Below are 16,570 nucleotides of genomic sequence, written 5' to 3'. Positions count from 1 at the left end.
AGAGGTCAGAAATGCTTTTCATGATAAAAAATAGGGTATCTAAACTTATGAATCATCCATAGATGATATACGTATAGACTTGTGATTATCAGCATACTAACCACCTCCCTAAAGTCCCGTAGGTCTAACAGTGATGTTCAAATAGGTAGGTCTCCTGACTCAGGGCATTCACTCTCAATCCTTCCCAGGGATTACCCCAGTGGTTTTTCTGAAAGCTCACAGCATATCATACTGTTTCCCTACACAGTGGCGGGTCCGTGTCGGAATTAAACCGACTTCCCTATTAAGCAAACGAAACTTCCTAAAGCTTCATTGTGCACCTATTTTCTACATATGAAATTTTTAACATTCTGTTATTTCAAACACTTATATTCTAATTAAAAATAATAGTTATATAATTAACGATTGTCAATGGAGAACTATAGGGAACATATTCTTTATCTTCTCCCTAAAAATCCAACTGACTTAAAACATATAAAAATTAAAAAAGACTATAATTGCAAAAAATAAAAGTATTTGATATTATTTAGTTGTCTAATATTTAAACATCTAAATATATAACCGAAATGAGGAAATCAACATGCGCTTACAAGGAAAAGTTGGAATCGTAACGGGTAGTGCTTCTGGTATTGGTCGAGGAATGGCCCTAGCTATGGCTAAAGAAGGTGCCCATATCGCTATTGTCGATGTAAACGAAGAAAAAGGGAAACAAACCTTAGCCGAAGTGAATCAATATACAGAAGGTTTGCTTTTTATTAAAGACATCTCTATAAAAGAAAATATTAAGGAAATTGTTGCTGAAGTCATTGAAAAATATGGAAAACTGGACATTCTAGTTAATAATGCACATGTATCAAGACAAGTGCTTTTCAATGAAACAACAATGGAACATTTTAATCTTTCTTTCGGAACTGGATTCTATCCTACATTCCATTTTATGCAGGCTGCTTATCCTGAACTAAAGAAATCTAAAGGTAAAGTGATTAACTTTGCTTCAGGTGCCGGAATTGATGGACAACCTACACAAACTTCTTATGCAGCCGCAAAAGAAGCAATCCGCGGAATTTCTCGTGTTGCTGCAAACGAATGGGGCCCAGATGGAATTAACGTCAATTTAATCTCACCTATCGCGCTTACTCCGGGTGTTCAACAATGGCGTGAAAATGATCCAACATTATACGATGCAATGATTAACAAAATTCCGCTTCGTCGTCTTGGTGACCCAGAACAAGATATCGGTCGAGTAGCTGTTTTCTTAGCCAGCAGCGATTCAGATTATATGACTGGACAAACACTTATGGTAGATGGCGGTACTATTAAATTACGTTAAGGAGGAATTTAACATGGGAAGATTAGATAATAAAGTGGCTATTATAACAGGTGGAGCATCAGGTATTGGAGAACGTATGGTTGATTTATTCAGCCAAGAAGGGGCAATCGTCATTGCCGCTGATATTAACGAAGCAGCACTGGAAAAAGCAAGTCAAAAAGAAAATGTATATGGAATGAAATTAAATGTAGCTTCAGAAACTGATTGGAAAGCTTTAGCGAAAGAAGTGAACGAACACTTTGGGAAAATTGATATTCTCGTGAACAACGCCGGGATTTCTTCAGAAAAACCTTACCAAGAGATCGACATTAATGATTGGGAAAAAATGATGGACATTAATGGATTTGGTCCATTTGCCGGCATGAAACATGTTACTCCTTATATGGCAGCGCAAAAGAAAGGCTCAATCATTAATATCTCTTCTTATACAGCTCAAATCGGTCAAGGCTTTAATCATTACTCAGCGTCTAAAGGTGCAGTACGTGCTGTATCTAAAGCAGCTGCAACGACTTTTGGGTATCAAGGAATACGTGTAAACGCCCTATTCCCTGGAATTATTGAAACACCTATGACAAAATCGTTAGAAACATCAAAAGAACTTCTAAACCGGTTAGTTCAAGCAACTCCCCTTCAACGATTAGGTCAGCCGGAAGATATTGCAAATGCAGCATTATTTTTAGCATCTGATGAATCGTCTTATATCACTGGTGCAGAATTAGTTATTGACGGCGGCTTTTCTGCTCAATAAGATTAATTATATGGCCATACGAACCTTTTCTGCACTCACTCCCTGTTTCGACAGGGGGCTTTACTGAATGTTAAGTGTCGTAATAGACCCCTTAAATATAAAGGGGCTTTTCCTATTAAATAGGCTTTGTTACACAATATTGTTGATTATACAACGTCCTATAACGGAGCCATTAAATAAAAGACAGGGGTAATAAGGGATGAAAAAACAAACAATCTTTGAATTGATTCATATGATGGATCAATTAACGAATAATATGATTATTAAATGGAATAAAATGTTTGAAGAGAACCTGGGTATTTCCCATATTCTTGTACTAAGCTATCTTAAAGAAAATGGAAAAAGCCGACCATCGGATATCGCAAGGGCTTTAGGCTTAACCCCTCCCTCTTTAACTCACTTATCTGAAAAACTCGTACAAAAAGAATTAGCTACACGAGTTGTTGATGATGAAGATCGAAGAATTATTTATTTAGCGATTACAAACAAGGGCGTTGAAATGGTTCATGCAGCACATGAAAAAGGAAAAACATTACGCACAAATTTATTTGAAACATTATCAGAAGAAGAACGGCAACAACTATTAACTATCTATGAGAAGCTTAACCACTCACTGGAGAAATAAAAAACATATGCTTGTTCTCATGTAAGACCAAGCATATGTTTTTTACTATATATATTTAAGTTGTTAAACCGGTATAAGAATGTTGTTTTTTTGGCCCCTACTCGTACAAGACATTGATTTCTCATGAGCAGGAGCCAAAAATCATTCTGCTAACTAGATGAAATGTAATCCTAGCAGAAAACTAATTTGGATTATACTAATCTACTTTTCTTAATTTCTGGATTTCCTGTAATTCCGAAATCGTTACTAATTGATAGCCTTGCTTATTAAGTCGTTTAATAATTTCAACAGCGGCATCTGCACTTGATTGATAAATATCATGCATGAGAACAACTTTTCCATCCTCTGCTTGAGCCATTACTCGTTTTACAATCTTATCTTTATTACGAACTTTCCAATCCTCTGGATCAATATCCCATAAGATTACATCCATCTTCTTAAAATACTTAGTAATTTTTTTATTTGTCGCTCCGTATGGCGGGCGCATATGGATGGGTTCATATCCACTCACTTTTTTAATAATAGATTGGGTTTCTCCAATTTGACTTGTCACTTGCTTCTTATTTAATCTTGTTAATTGTGGATGGTCCCATGAATGATTTCCTACCTCATTTCCACCCTCTAACATCTCCGTAATCATATCCGGATAATATTTCACTCGACTTCCAAGCACAAAAAATGTCGCATGGCTATCGTATTTTTTTAATGCCTTTAAAATGGTCGTAGTCGTACTTGTATTCGGGCCATCGTCAAATGTAAGGGCAATGACTTTTTTATTCGGGTCAATATTCATTTCCCTTTTAGGAAGCTCTGCTACAGCATTTGGCGGCTGAATTTCTTTAATTTTATTTTTATTAGCCTTATTATTTTTATACGTATCCAGAATATCATTTTTAAAGACGTTCTTTTTAATGGCAACTGTTTGTACTCCTAAATGACTAGGAGCAACTTGATTAGGTCTGAAATACAACACGATTGTATCTTCTAATATACTAAAATGACGAAAATTCTCTTTTATCGGCTTAGTTCCGTCTTTTAAAGTATGCATTGAAGCAGCAATGTCTTGATTTTTCTTTAGTTGTGCATAAGAAATAGTAGATAATATGGATAAGTAATCTGATTTTTCCTTAAAAATATCCTCCAATGAAAGGGACTTTTGTAGTGGAATATCGAAGTTAAACGTCTGTAGGTCTATATAACCATCCTGTTTATCAATTTGCTTATATTCTTCAAACACAATCGTCACTGTTTGTTTACTATAATGGACGATATCATAAGTAATACTTAACTCGGAAGTTTCCTTTTGTGAGGAATTTTTTTTACTCAACTCTTTCTCATATTGAGAAATTCTCTCTGTTACATAATTTTTCAACGTTTCATCAATTATGTTCATTTCAAAAAATGGATAACTAACAGAATAACCTCCATATGTACTATCTTTGAGTAACATTTTCATCTCTACATCCGAATATTTGTTATCCATACTTTTTACCGCTTGAGCCTTTGAATTAATCAAATAACTAGCTATTCCTATTAACATACAACAACCGATTAGCGCAATAAAGACCCTCTTATAATTCAGTTTTCTCTTTCTTTCCATTTGTTACTCTTCCCCTTATATAATTCTAATAAATAAACACATTCAAATATCAGTTCTCTCAAGCGCTAGTTATATAAAAAGTTTTGTATGCAGCAATTTAGATTGCACGAAGGCAAGAAATCTTCCTCTCTCTGATTTTACCAGTATTGATGTTTTTAGCAATGGCAAAGTAAATAATTATCAAGAAATTGACGAAAAACAACGAGAAAAATAGAATGTTAGCAAATATATAGGTGTACCCTTTATTCATCATTATTATATGAACCTAAATCGCAATATAGCTGGATTTTTTTATAAAACTTATGAACAATAAAAATCCCTATTCCAAAAAATCGAAATAGGGATTGTGATTATCTTAACATATCTCCAAATTAATAGACGTAAGTATACAACGCTTTAATGTGAGACATGTAACGAATGTTACTTGCTTCTTTCATCAATGTTGCTGGAAGACCCTTAAGTGGAGTGTTGTTAGCTCCGATTGTCGCAACACCATCTTTGCGTCCAAGACTTGCAAGTGTACCTGAGTTTACAGGATTAAACTTATCCATTTTTTGGCCTTCGAAGTATGCAAACAAGTTGAATCCAACAAGTTCACCCATTTGCCAAGCGTTTTGTGCAGTTGGTGCGTACGGACGACCGCCCTCTTCTGGGAAAGCAACAGCGCTGTCACCAACAACAAATACGTCGTTATGTGATTTAGATTGAAGGAATTCATTAACGGTTGCTCTTCCACGATCCACTTCAAGACCTGACTCACCAACGATTGGAAGTGCAGCTACGCCACCTGTCCAAACAAGCGTGTTAGCAACGATTGTTTGACCGTCTTTTAATGAAATCTCATTTCCTTTAACACCTGTTACAGGAAGACCTGTTAAGAATTCAACACCACGTGCTTCTAAGCTTGCCGTTGCGCGTTCGATTAAGTTATCAGGTAGAACTGGAAGAATCTTAGGACCAGCTTCTACAAGCTTGATTTTCAACTCGCTGAAGTCTACGCCATATTGTTTCGCAATTTTCGGGAAGTTATCAACGATTTCACCAACTAATTCAACACCTGTTAATCCGCCACCGCCGATTACGATAGTTGCATCCGCTTCATTTTTCGTTTTCGCATATTCACGAATGCGACCTTCGATATGGTTGTAAATTTTGTTAGCATCTGCTACAGATTTTAATACTAGGCTGTTTTCTTCAAGTCCTGGGATACCGAAGAATCCAGTTTGACTTCCTAAACCAACAACAAGAGCATCGTAAGTTAAGATAGAACCATCAGCAAGTTTTACTTCTTTTTTGTCTGCGTTGAACGATTCAACTTTAGAAATTTTAAGGTTAATATCTTTTCCTTTGAAAAGCTTTTCTAAAGGCACAGCAACAGCTTGTTCTTTAATAGTTCCACCTGCAAGACGATGTAATTCTGTGATGATTTGGTGAGTTGGGAATTGATTCACCACTGTAACTTGAGCTTCATCCTTGTTTAAATATTTACGAACAGTTAAAGCAGAAAGTACTCCGCCATAACCTGCACCTAAGATGACGATATGTTTTGACATAGTTAATCCTCCGTCCTTACGAATTAAATGTGAAACAAACTATTATTTTTGGCTATTTTTTTCTGCTGTAATTTGAAGAAAAGCGTTTGCAAAACGGAACAACTTTTGTGCTTGTGGATCTTTAAGCATTTTTAAAATACCGAATAAACCGATTACGTCCTGATTTGCATCTGCACGATCTTTTGCTTCAATAGCAGTCGCAGCAAGACCTTTTACAGAGTGTGTAACTGGTTCTACGATTTCTGTAATTGCACTAACCGTATCGCTTTTTAATACTTCATCCGTGGCAACCGCTTGAGCAAGATCGTAAGACTTCGTTAAAATGTTTACTAATTCAGTCAATTTCGGTAATTGTTCTACTAAAGTAGTCAGTGATTCTTGTACCTCAGGTTTTAATAGCTGATCTAGTACATCCAGTTGTTCTTGGCTCGCTGTCAATGCTTCAGACTTTTGTTGAGTGCTTGTTTCTGACATATCCAATTCTCCTTTACAATAAGCATATTGCTTAATTTTGCATTTTCTTAACTCATATAAGTTTAGGAAACTTTGTAAAACTTTACACAAAAAAATAAAACCTTTTAAATGTTTTTAAACGTACCAATACCAGTGACTCTTCTAATTATATCCTGCTATATAATCATTGAAAACCTTAAAAGTAGATATAAAAAATTCCTTTAACTGGATTAACAAAATTAAAAACATCCGCTAATAAACCTCCATAAACAAGAGCTGCGTTTATTAGCTAAGATTTTTTTCATAGAAAAAAATCCAACGTGCGATTCACGACAATACCTATCTTAACACAGAATGCGACGCATTAAAATGCACGACTTTCTTTTAAAATAAGTATGCGACAAATACCTACTCAATATGTGGCTACTTGGTCGTTATTCCTATATTAAACAACATGTGAATAACATCACAAACTATGCCAGCAATTAAAACGAATCCAGACAATGACAGTATAACATAATTCATACATGATGTAACCATGTGCTTTAAAATGAATCTGTTAAATAAGGTTGTTAATTTTTTACTCAACAATATTCATATTCTAGCCTTAATAACTCTAGACGTGATAAACGTAAGAAAAGACGACTCATTTTCCTTCTGAGCCGTCCTTTACTTCTTCCATTAATATGTCAAGCTTCCTGCTACAATTAGACCAACTGTAATACCGACTGCAAATAAGCTAAAACCGACAGCTGTGTTTCCTTCCTCTACCTTTTTCGCTAGATTTGTTTTCGGTGTTAAAATATATTCAATGACTAAATAAGCTACCACTTGTGTCACGATTCCAATTAAACCCCATAAAAAAGCATCCACTAAATTCACGCTGCTTCCCCACACTGTATATAGCGTAATCCCTAAACCAATGACTTTTCCCCATAGCTTTAAAGCAACCGCAAGATTCCCTTCTTTAATTAATTGCCATTCTGAAAACTTCGTCGTCAGCGCAAATGCGATTAATCCAAGTACAATTAAAACAAATCCTGTCCCCACATAAGCTAAAAAATTTAAAAAGCTATCCGAAGATATAAAATCCATCTCTATTTTTCCTCCTCTGTATCTAAGCCGATTGGCAAGAAATATGATTCATTATCTGTAATCTGTCTCCCAGCACGAATGCCAATAGAACTGGCCTGACCATTTATATAGAAGCAACCGTACATATAGTGTACTTGCTTCTCTCCTTGTTCTGTTTGCACAACTGTTTTAGGAAGCTCGATAAACTGTTGATAAACCGGCACTGAATCTTTATATGTTTTATGCTGATCTTCGTCCATCTTTTGACCTGTGCCTCCATAAATTTCAACCGTATCTCCTTCACGACCGAACGACGGTTTTTTTACATAGTTCACCTTTTGCTGCCAAAACCAGTCCTCATCCATATAAGTAGGCAAAAAATAGGTCGAAATCCATTGATGTTCTTCCTCTGTATAAAAAGAATGCCTCACTTCATGTAATCCCCAAATAAGAGCCATAATAGCTTTTGATTGCAACAAAAAAGCCGAAGGAGGATTGATAACAGCCAACTCTTTTTCTTCCACAAGCTTCATTAAAAATTGTCCTACTTTTTCTTTCGTTAAAGGGTCTTCATCTTCGATTAGATGTTCAAGTGGATACGTCTGACGATACAATACATCTACTTTTTCACCTTGGTCATCGTACAGTCCGCGTTCTACTACAACTTCTCCATTCTCCTTAATCGCTTCCGGTACAACTCTTAATCGATCAAGACTTGTAAAACGGCTATTAAAGCCACTCAATTGCTGTAAATACATAGTGGTTAAGCGGTCTTCTGCGTGATCTCCATGGGAAGCAAAAACAATATGGGGAGTTTTTCTTTTTCCGAGAAAGCGAACAGCTGCTTTAATAGCCTGCTGAAGCGCTTCTCGGAGCTTATCCTCACAAGCTTCATTCGGATCTTTAAGCTGAAACGCTTTGCACACTTTTTCATTTATATTAAATGTCTCCATAATAAAAGTCGGTGTATCTGCATTCATCTCAAGCAATTTCACATCTTGTTCTGTCACCACTAAATCAAGGCGGGCGATAACACTTTCAAAAGGCAGGGTCTGCAAACGAATATACGAAAAAGATTCAGGCGGAAATCCAAGTTGAAGGAATGTCTCATCATCTAAATTCCTTAGCAATGGAGCCGTTTTATAAAAAATATGACCGATTCGCTCCGCCGCTGTTCGGATGCGTCCAATCGTTTCTGATGTTTCCTTTTTCACATCCCACAAAGCGTATTCCATACCATATAAATCAGACCAAAACCCGTCGATTTGTTCATAAAACTGCTTCCTGTCATCATGAAACGTACTCATTTACCCTCCAAATCCACCTTTTGTTCCACTTCCAATCCCCGACTTGACATAGGACTGATAAGAAGAACTTGTTTTTAATGCTTTTTTATTTGAATAAACAGTCCCGTTGTGATAGTAGCCACCTGAGTGCGAGGAACTATCGTCATCACAGTAATACGTTCCCGTCTTCTTATCCCAGTCCCAATCATCACAATCATATCCAGTCGGTTCAGGCGGACGATCTTCCCCGCAAGCAGCTAAAGAAGCAGCAAGCGCCGCCGTTAATACTCCTGTCATCATTTTCTTTGTTTTTTTCAATTTCTATACTCCTCTCCCCATGTTCACATCGTATAGCCAGTTGGTGTTACATATAACACATACACTTTCCGGTCTTCATCAATCTCTGCTGAATCTCGCTCCCATTCCTTACCGTAATCATATGTATATACACTGCCAATTACACTTAACACATCTAGATGATTGGTCATATATTTAGACGTAATAAGCGGATGGTTCTTCCATGCATTCAACTCACGAACTTCAAGCTTGATCCCCTGCTTCGAATCCTCTTCTTTTTCTATTAGTCCCTCTTCATACACTTCCACATAAATGACAAACAAATCATTTTCGATGGCGGAGGAAAGCTGTTTATATGTAACCCCTTCTTTAACGAAAAATTCACATTCTCTTCTTGCCAGAATTTGTTCTAGGTCAATACCTGGATAATGATAAATCGGTACAAATTGCTCAGGTCCCTTTTGCAGCCGATACTCTAAAATAACAGATTGAAACTTCATGCAACTCCCCTTCTTCTATGTATCTACCTTACGTTTCATTTATAATTCGACTTTTATTTTACTGGAATATTCACATAATCAATATGAGAAATACTATCTATTTTTTGTAAAATACCTATGAAACATTATCGTAAAAACAATATATCTAAAATTTAATATAATCGTAACATTAGTCATACAACCGTTTAAACTCTAATATTCCCTTGGTTTAGTTAACATTTCCTAGTCAATTTGTCACAACCTAATATGTTACTATACTCGTTGGAGAATATTATTCTCTTAAATATTACAAAGTTAGGAGGGCATCATGACAAACTACACAAAAATTCTCATCTGCGTACTCACTTTCATGTTGATTTGTTCAGGCTTCCCCATGCTAAGCCATGCAGAAACAATTCAGAGCAGCTCTGAGAAAGCCATCGTCTCGTCGGAAAACGAAGAACTGGTTCCAGTTTTAAAAGAAGAGACATCAGACAGTGAGATTTTAACTTCTATCCCAAATCAATCAGAAGTTTATGTACTACATACAGGAACAAGCTATACATACATAAGCTTTACCGATTCACTCACGGATGAGGACATAACGGGGTATATCCAAAATTCATTGATTTCTGTACCCGAGACAGCGGATCCAGATTCAACAGACACAAAAATGAATGAGGAACCTTTAGACAGTGCTCTTGAAGAAACACGTACACCTGAAACAACTAGTCTAGAAACAAAAACAAAAGCACTAGCAGCTGAACAACAGACAGAAAGTGAAGCTGCAGTCGAACAGGTACCATCGTCAAGCGAATCGGAGACGATTAAAGCTCCAGCTCCAACGATGCGCGGGTTAGTTGTACAAGATTCTACAAATGTCTACGCACAAGCGGAGGACAATGCCGATGTACTGAAAAGCTACCCAGAAGGAGGTATCTTAAAATATGCATCATTCAATAATGATTGGTACATTTGTAAGATTTATGTAAACGGTGTCGTAACAACAGCATTCATCAAAAAAGATGATGTGGAAACAATCGCTTCCGAGCAAACGAACTTAACAGGGATTGCAACTAACACGCTTGCTATTTATTCAAAAGCAACAACAAATTCAAAAATCTTAAAGTCTTATGCTCAAGGTTCCGTTTTAAAATATCGGACATTCGCTTCCGACTGGTATGAAGCAACGGTTTATTCCTCCGGTACAGCTGTTACAGGTTATATTAGAACGAAAGATGTAGAAAACAAAGTAACACCGCAGGAATCATTAAGTGGTGTCGCACCAACTAAAATATCTGTATATGCAAAAGCTTCTACTAATTCTAAAAAGTTAAGATCCTATTCTTCAGGTTCCACTTTAAAGTATAAAACGTTCACCTCTGAGTGGTATGAAGCTACTGTTTACATAAGTGGTGTCGCTACTAAAGGTTATATTAAAAAAAGTGATATGGAAGAAAAGGGAACGACGTATTATGTATATGGAGCCTCATCTTTAAACATCCGTACTGGTGCAGGCACAAGCTACGGCATATTAACAGCCGTCAAAAAAGGACAAGCAGTGACCTTATTCGAAACGAAAGGAAACTGGGGTAGAATCGAAACGAGTTCCGGTATTACAGGCTGGGCTTCTCTATCCTATTTAACCAAAACTAAGCCTTCTCAAGGATTAGAGGATCGAGTCATTGTCATTGATGCAGGCCACGGAGGAAAAGATCCAGGAGCCTATTATATTGAAAAGAATCTAACACTTCAAACGGCGAAACAGCTTCAAACCTTACTTAAAAAGGCGGGAGCAAAAGTAGTTATGACACGTTCAACTGATACGTACTTAACACTTTCGCAGCGAGTAGCTATTAGCCACAACAATAAGGCAGATGCATTTGTTAGTCTTCATTACAATGCAAGCTCAAGTTCAAGTGCAAAAGGAATTGAAACTTTCTATTGGGCAACAAATGTTAATGAGAAAACACTTGCTCAGTATGTTCAGGATGAAGTCGTTAAACAAACAGGCTTAAGTAACCGAGGTGTAAGAACAGGTAATTTCCATGTTATTCGTGAAAATAAAAAACCTGCTATATTAGTAGAGTTAGGTTTCCTTTCCAATGCAACAGAAAGAAAAAAAGTTTCTACAGAAACCTACCAATACAAATCAGCAATCGGAATTTATAAAGGTCTCGAAAAATACTTTGATTAATCCCCTATATAGGGGATTTTTTTATTCACAAAATAGAGAGTTACTTATTGTTGCAATGAGAAAATGACTTTTTTATACTTGGTAACTAAAGGAGGCGATTCTTATTTTAAAGAAAATCATTAAATCACTCTTAAATAGCGGAAGCAGCTCTAAACATAAAAGATATTATTCAAGCAGCTCTCGTAGAAAGCATTATTCAAGTAAACAAAATTATTATGGGCATAAACATTACAAAAAAGGACATAAAAAGGGCTTTTTTAGTTCTCGCAGCTTTTCAAGCAGTTGATTATGAGGGCTTATGAGAATGATGTTTCAACACCTTTATGAAATCAAATACAATCGATTATTTATCGACCACATCAACCAAAGTAATAAGTACGAATTTTTAGACACCTTAGGGATAGGATCCTTTGGAGTCGCTTATTTACTTCAGCATAAGCTCACTAATGAGAAGTATGTTTTAAAACGACTGCGTGCTAAGCATAAAAATAAAGCCTCAACAAAAAATAATTTTCAGCAAGAAATTGCGTTTCTCCAAAAGGAAATGCATCCGAACTTGCCCACTATCAAAGAGGAAGGCTTTGTTAAAGGCCTTCCATTTTATATGATGGATTTTATTGAAGGCCAGACGTTTGAACATCTTATTTTTAATAAGGGACAAACATTCTCCGTCCATGAATCATTAACACTCGTCAAACAATTATTTGAAATTGTACTAACGATTCATGATCACGGAATTGTTCATCGCGATTTACGTATCCCAAATATCCTCCTTCATTATAATGAACTATATGTCATTGATTTTGGCTTAGCTTGTTATATGAAAGAGAGTATAAACATCGATACGATAAAAAATCCGAAAAAAGTAGAAAATTATATTAGCGACCTTTACTATATCGGACATTTCTTACTGTATTTACTATATTCCAATTACACGCCTCATGATAAAAAGGAACGATGCTGGCAGGAAGAATTGCAGTTGCCTCTCTATGTACAGCATTATATAGAACGTTTACTTCTAATCCAACAAGCATTCCCGGATACTCGGACGGCTTATGAAGCACTTCCACTGTAAAGAGGGCCCACAACTTTGAAGCGGGCCCTCTTATCGATGACTATTGGATTTTATCCATAAACACTTCTTTTACCATAAATCCTCAATTTTTGCCTATGCAATCACGGACACTACAGGATTTGAATGATATCCTGATCTTGGCTGGTTACACCTTCATCAAAGTGCAGCTTTGTTTGAAAATGATAAGATACTTCATCTGTTGAAGCACTAATAGATACTGGAAGCTGGAAGGTAAATGGAAGGGTATATAGTTCCTCAGAATTAATCAGCTTGGAAGTCAAAGTGATTTTAGTATCTATTACTTTTTCAATACCTGCAGCTTTATCAGTCAATACGAGATTACAATCTATTCTCTTTAACTTTTGTTCAATGCTTCCTCCGTCGATAGAGAAATAACCATAAACGACCTCACCAGGTCTATACGCTTCCTTTTGCAAAATCAAATCAATTCTTGCTGAACCTATTCCTAATAGAGCCATGCTTTTCCTTAATATCAATGAACACCCTCCTGAATTATTTATATAACAGTAATTTTTTTGTCGTAAGCTTTTCAAATATTTTTACTTCACCTTATCCTTCAAAAGCTAAGCTTGTTATTAGTCATTAGCTTATGGAATGAGATTTTCATGTTTTTATTTGATACATTCCCCAACCTTTTCTTATTTTTAAATAGCTAGGAAACTTCTCCCTCACCTATCTTCTTTGTTTCCTCATAAGCTTGAGGTGGGGTCTTACTGCCCGTTAAGTGTGGGATAAAAACAAAAAACCCTTACCAGTAGATGGTAAAGGTTTAAAATACACATATAAGGACCTTTACCAGTAGGCAAAAGGTCTGGCTAACAACGTTATGTTGCCGACAAAGCCGGGAATGATACACTCCGTAATGACGACTTTGTTGTAAAAGCTACTCCCCTTAAGAAGAAGTATTCAACTATTTAAAAATATTATAAATAAACTCTATCAGAATGTCAAAAAACTTGAACCTTGTTTATATCTATAGTTAATGACCAAAAATGGAAAATATAGTCCATGATTATTAAGAGCTAAACTATCATTTGAAGGGTTATTCTTTCAAATATAATTACGAGATGATTCCTTTCCGCGAACTGTTAAAAATGTAAATAAAAGGGACTTTACCACTACCCTTTTACCTGCAAAATTTAGTTCTTAAGAAATTCACTTATCATTTTATTTGTACCAAAAGAATCAATTTTCTAAATTTTACAAATTTTACCTGAACTTCCAATTCATTTTCGACTATTATTTTATTAGAGTCCCTAAACACTTATTATACATATCTGAAAATCAAGGGATTACAAGATTATTAGGGGGAAGTGTGATGAGGAAAATTTCAAGGCTGGTCGTTCCGACGGCAATGGCTCTAACTATGGCAGTGTCTTCTACAGCCCTTGCAGCGCCGCAATCAAACCCAAACGGACCTTATGTAGAAAACGAGCAAAATATCTCGCTCTCAAGCTACATGTCCAATGAAGAGTTGGCCAAAAAGCTTCAAAAACTGGAAGCCTCCTCAAAAGGCAAGATGAAGCTGGATATTGCCGGATATTCAAATTTGGCTCCTGATGGCTACCAAACTGAAGTAGAAAAGGGCGATCCATTGTATGTTGTGAAGTTTGGAGAGGCTGATACAAACAAGAAACGGATTCTCATTACCACTCAAATTCACGGAAATGAGCAAATCGGAACCGAAGCAGCCATTGATATTATCCAAAAACTATCAAGCGGCGGCAAGGAAGTGGATGAAATACTAGATAAGGTTTCCATCTGGATTATGCCGCGCATCAATCCAGAAGGCGCCGATAACCAATATGAAGGAACTTGGTATCCGACCAGGTATACACACCAAACATGGCTTCCAGGAAATATCGGATTACCAGGTGATACTACAGCACCTTGGTACTACAACGCTGACGGCAGTGAACGCGCACAAAACAATAACGGCCGAGTCGTATACGGCATTCCTGGATATGACCAAAATCGTGACTACAATCCGAACCTAGACTTCAGAATTGAAGATCAAGACAAATCCCAGGTAGCAGCATTTTTAAATAGCAGGACAACCAATAACAGCAATTACGGAGGATTTTTTGTAACGGCTGAGGCTCGTACTGTTTCCTCTGTCTTCAAAGAATTTAGACCAGACGTATACGTAGATGTTCATCACCGAGGCTTCAATACCGTTTCAGATGAAGATAACCGCTCCGTTCCAGTTCAATTTGCGGCAGTGGTTGCCGACCCTTACACAGATCCTTTCACCGGAAAACAATATGAAGTAGATGCAGATGTTCTGAAGCTGGGCAAACAAGTAAATGCCCTGTCCAATCTGGCATTACAGCGAGGCTTCTCACATTATGGAGCCATTCAAAAATATCGGGATGTGAACCTGCCTGGTACGGCTCTCGGTGCATTTGCGTTAAATGACGCTGCGATTATGCTGATCGAAATAAAAGGACAGAGCCAAACACTTGGCCAAAAACAGGCCGGTATGCTAAAGGAAACTGTTAAAGTTCCATTGTATGAGGTATTTAAAGGTCTGGCTGACGGTTCCATTTACAATGTTGATCCTCAAGTTTACGATGACATTCCGGAATCCTCGAACAGTATCAGTGATCCAACAACACGAGACGCTGACACAGGTTTTTAAACATGGGAAAAAGCAAAGAGCAGTGATTGATAGAATCACTGCTCTTTGCTTTTAAAGCTATAATTGTTTAGATTTTTAGAACAGGGAATCATTTTATATAAAGGTTATTAGTATTAATTTCATCAAATTTTATTTTAAAGTAACAAATGTACCTGCAATATTAAATAAAATCACAAAATTCAAGCATAAAATCCCCTAAAAAATAAAACAAAAAACCACCAACATATGTATTGGTGGAGACGGTGGGAGTCGAACCCACGTCCAGACATAACGGCACTTAAGCTTCTACGAGTGTAGTCGACATATTCATGTTTCGCTTACTCATTTGCCTATCGACAGGCGTCTGAGCAGCTAGTCTGATTGTTCTCTTCCTTCATCCTCAGACGGTGGAATCCAGCGTAGCCCACTTAGAGTGAGTCCCTGACCCTACCACATGGGCAATGGAGGGAGGAACAGCTATCGACTGTTATTAAGCAGCGAAAGCTAAGTTGTTGTTTTGTTTGCCAGTTATAGGCTTTGACGTTTTAACGAGGCCGATCCCCTCGACTCGCAACCTAAGCTCGAACTATCCCTGTCGAATCCGTAACGTCCCCAGTATAAGAATGGAGCGTACGAGAATGAATAGCAAGCATTGTTTGCTGTGTTATTCAGTTGTCATCGTTACAAGAATAATTATAGCATGTTTCTTTAAAAAATCAATTGTAAGTTATTGTAAAAACACTACATCTTTTGACGTTCACGGAAAGCTCGTTCAATATCACGTTTTGCTTCTTTTTTCTTCAAGTCATCACGCTTATCGTATTGCTTCTTCCCTTTACCAAGCCCAATTAATACTTTTGCAAAACCATTTTTTAAATATAATTTTAACGGAACAATCGTATAACCTGTTTCTTTTGTTTCACCTATTAGTTTATTAATTTCCTTGCGATGAAGCAATAGCTTTCTCGTTCTCAATGGATCATGATTATAACGATTCCCTTGCTCATACGGACTGACATGCATGTTGTGCAAATATAGTTCCCCACGTTCAATTTTCGCAAAGGAATCCTTTAGATTCGCTTTGCCTGCTCGAATCGATTTAATTTCTGTTCCTTGAAGCACTATACCAGCTTCAAACGTATCTTCAATAAAATAATCATGATACGCTTTTTTATTTTGTGCTAATTGCTTGCCTACTCCTTTTGGCATCTT

15 protein-coding genes, 1 other RNA gene and 1 riboswitch are annotated in these 16,570 nt (G+C 36.7%); of the genes, 6 read left to right on the top strand and 10 right to left on the bottom strand.

Annotation, left to right across the window (positions count from 1 at the left end; all coding sequences use genetic code 11):
* Nucleotides 1-127: 127 nt before the first annotated feature.
* A riboswitch (cobalamin riboswitch) is annotated at nucleotides 128-339 on the bottom strand.
* Nucleotides 340-580: 241 nt separating this feature from the next.
* From ACE199_RS09840 to ACE199_RS09830, 3 genes are all read left to right on the top strand, one after another.
* Nucleotides 581-1,330 (top strand): SDR family NAD(P)-dependent oxidoreductase, encoded by a 750-nt coding sequence (locus ACE199_RS09840; RefSeq protein ID WP_375349594.1) that lies wholly within the window; start codon nucleotides 581-583, stop codon nucleotides 1,328-1,330.
* A 13-nt stretch (nucleotides 1,331-1,343) separates the two neighbouring features.
* Nucleotides 1,344-2,078, top strand: a complete 735-nt coding sequence (locus ACE199_RS09835; protein WP_375349593.1) for an SDR family NAD(P)-dependent oxidoreductase — start codon at nucleotides 1,344-1,346, stop codon at nucleotides 2,076-2,078.
* Between the two features lie 199 nt (nucleotides 2,079-2,277).
* Entirely contained in the window at nucleotides 2,278-2,703 is a 426-nt protein-coding gene (locus ACE199_RS09830; protein WP_375349592.1) for a MarR family winged helix-turn-helix transcriptional regulator, read from the top strand.
* A gap of 196 nt (nucleotides 2,704-2,899) precedes the next feature.
* Here the strand turns inward: ACE199_RS09830 and ACE199_RS09825 are convergent, their stop codons facing one another.
* The 7 genes from ACE199_RS09825 to ACE199_RS09795 all read right to left on the bottom strand — a co-directional run bounded on the left by ACE199_RS09825 (nucleotide 2,900) and on the right by ACE199_RS09795 (nucleotide 9,466).
* On the bottom strand, nucleotides 2,900-4,303 hold the full coding sequence (locus ACE199_RS09825) for a polysaccharide deacetylase family protein (protein ID WP_375349591.1): 1,404 nt from the start codon (nucleotides 4,301-4,303) through the stop codon (nucleotides 2,900-2,902).
* Between the two features lie 371 nt (nucleotides 4,304-4,674).
* A complete protein-coding gene (locus ACE199_RS09820; RefSeq protein ID WP_375349590.1) occupies nucleotides 4,675-5,856 on the bottom strand; it encodes an NAD(P)/FAD-dependent oxidoreductase in 1,182 nt (393 codons plus the stop codon).
* Nucleotides 5,857-5,898: 42 nt separating this feature from the next.
* A complete protein-coding gene (locus ACE199_RS09815) occupies nucleotides 5,899-6,330 on the bottom strand; it encodes a helical membrane plugin domain-containing protein (protein WP_375349589.1) in 432 nt (143 codons plus the stop codon).
* 660 nt (nucleotides 6,331-6,990) lie between these two features.
* A complete protein-coding gene (locus ACE199_RS09810) occupies nucleotides 6,991-7,404 on the bottom strand; it encodes a DUF350 domain-containing protein (protein WP_375349588.1) in 414 nt (137 codons plus the stop codon).
* A gap of 2 nt (nucleotides 7,405-7,406) precedes the next feature.
* Nucleotides 7,407-8,690, bottom strand: coding sequence for a glutathionylspermidine synthase family protein (locus ACE199_RS09805; RefSeq protein WP_375349587.1), 1,284 nt, complete (start codon nucleotides 8,688-8,690; stop codon nucleotides 7,407-7,409).
* The gene (locus tag ACE199_RS09800; RefSeq protein ID WP_375349586.1) at nucleotides 8,691-8,987 is read right to left on the bottom strand and encodes a hypothetical protein; all 297 of its coding nucleotides are present in this window, start codon (nucleotides 8,985-8,987) and stop codon (nucleotides 8,691-8,693) included.
* A gap of 23 nt (nucleotides 8,988-9,010) precedes the next feature.
* Nucleotides 9,011-9,466: a hypothetical protein gene (locus tag ACE199_RS09795; protein WP_375349585.1), complete on the bottom strand. Its 456-nt coding sequence runs from the start codon at nucleotides 9,464-9,466 to the stop codon at nucleotides 9,011-9,013.
* Between the two features lie 307 nt (nucleotides 9,467-9,773).
* Between ACE199_RS09795 and ACE199_RS09790 the strand changes: the two genes are divergently transcribed.
* Nucleotides 9,774-11,642 carry an N-acetylmuramoyl-L-alanine amidase gene (locus ACE199_RS09790; RefSeq protein WP_375349584.1) on the top strand — a complete coding sequence of 623 codons (1,869 nt, stop codon included), beginning with the start codon at nucleotides 9,774-9,776 and terminating at the stop codon, nucleotides 11,640-11,642.
* A 304-nt stretch (nucleotides 11,643-11,946) separates the two neighbouring features.
* Nucleotides 11,947-12,717: a serine/threonine-protein kinase gene (locus ACE199_RS09785; RefSeq protein ID WP_375349583.1), complete on the top strand. Its 771-nt coding sequence runs from the start codon at nucleotides 11,947-11,949 to the stop codon at nucleotides 12,715-12,717.
* 110 nt (nucleotides 12,718-12,827) lie between these two features.
* On the opposite strand, the gene ACE199_RS09780 is transcribed toward ACE199_RS09785, so the two are convergent.
* The gene (locus ACE199_RS09780) at nucleotides 12,828-13,214 is read right to left on the bottom strand and encodes a sporulation protein (protein ID WP_375349582.1); all 387 of its coding nucleotides are present in this window, start codon (nucleotides 13,212-13,214) and stop codon (nucleotides 12,828-12,830) included.
* An 842-nt stretch (nucleotides 13,215-14,056) separates the two neighbouring features.
* On the opposite strand from ACE199_RS09780, the gene ACE199_RS09775 reads away from it, so the two are divergent.
* Complete coding sequence (locus ACE199_RS09775) at nucleotides 14,057-15,379, top strand: M14 family zinc carboxypeptidase (RefSeq protein WP_375349581.1); 1,323 nt, start codon at nucleotides 14,057-14,059, stop codon at nucleotides 15,377-15,379.
* Between the two features lie 231 nt (nucleotides 15,380-15,610).
* On the opposite strand, the gene ssrA is transcribed toward ACE199_RS09775, so the two are convergent.
* Together ssrA and smpB are read right to left on the bottom strand one after the other, a co-directional pair.
* Nucleotides 15,611-15,972, bottom strand: a transfer-messenger RNA (tmRNA) gene (ssrA, locus tag ACE199_RS09770).
* A gap of 127 nt (nucleotides 15,973-16,099) precedes the next feature.
* Complete coding sequence (gene smpB, locus ACE199_RS09765; RefSeq protein WP_252287308.1) at nucleotides 16,100-16,567, bottom strand: SsrA-binding protein SmpB; 468 nt, start codon at nucleotides 16,565-16,567, stop codon at nucleotides 16,100-16,102.
* Between the last annotated feature and the right edge of the window lie 3 nt (nucleotides 16,568-16,570).

The sequence above is a fragment of the Peribacillus sp. Hz7 genome (assembly GCF_042136355.1).
GTDB lineage: Bacteria > Bacillota > Bacilli > Bacillales > DSM-1321 > Peribacillus > Peribacillus asahii_A.
This window is presented reverse-complemented; position numbering and strand designations above follow the sequence as displayed.

What these genes read in the sequence shown, in the direction of transcription:
- ACE199_RS09820 (WP_375349590.1), bottom strand. Translation starts at nt 5,856, where the DNA reads ATGTCAAAACATATCGTCATCTTAGGTGCAGGTTATGGCGGAGTACTT.
- ACE199_RS09810 (WP_375349588.1), bottom strand. Translation starts at nt 7,404, where the DNA reads ATGGATTTTATATCTTCGGATAGCTTTTTAAATTTTTTAGCTTATGTG.
- ACE199_RS09815 (WP_375349589.1), bottom strand. Translation starts at nt 6,330, where the DNA reads ATGTCAGAAACAAGCACTCAACAAAAGTCTGAAGCATTGACAGCGAGC.
- ACE199_RS09805 (WP_375349587.1), bottom strand. Translation starts at nt 8,690, where the DNA reads ATGAGTACGTTTCATGATGACAGGAAGCAGTTTTATGAACAAATCGAC.
- ACE199_RS09840 (WP_375349594.1), top strand. Translation starts at nt 581, where the DNA reads ATGCGCTTACAAGGAAAAGTTGGAATCGTAACGGGTAGTGCTTCTGGT.
- ACE199_RS09790 (WP_375349584.1), top strand. Translation starts at nt 9,774, where the DNA reads ATGACAAACTACACAAAAATTCTCATCTGCGTACTCACTTTCATGTTG.
- ACE199_RS09830 (WP_375349592.1), top strand. Translation starts at nt 2,278, where the DNA reads ATGAAAAAACAAACAATCTTTGAATTGATTCATATGATGGATCAATTA.
- ACE199_RS09785 (WP_375349583.1), top strand. Translation starts at nt 11,947, where the DNA reads ATGATGTTTCAACACCTTTATGAAATCAAATACAATCGATTATTTATC.
- ACE199_RS09835 (WP_375349593.1), top strand. Translation starts at nt 1,344, where the DNA reads ATGGGAAGATTAGATAATAAAGTGGCTATTATAACAGGTGGAGCATCA.
- ACE199_RS09775 (WP_375349581.1), top strand. Translation starts at nt 14,057, where the DNA reads ATGAGGAAAATTTCAAGGCTGGTCGTTCCGACGGCAATGGCTCTAACT.
- ACE199_RS09795 (WP_375349585.1), bottom strand. Translation starts at nt 9,466, where the DNA reads ATGAAGTTTCAATCTGTTATTTTAGAGTATCGGCTGCAAAAGGGACCT.
- smpB (WP_252287308.1), bottom strand. Translation starts at nt 16,567, where the DNA reads ATGCCAAAAGGAGTAGGCAAGCAATTAGCACAAAATAAAAAAGCGTAT.
- ACE199_RS09825 (WP_375349591.1), bottom strand. Translation starts at nt 4,303, where the DNA reads ATGGAAAGAAAGAGAAAACTGAATTATAAGAGGGTCTTTATTGCGCTA.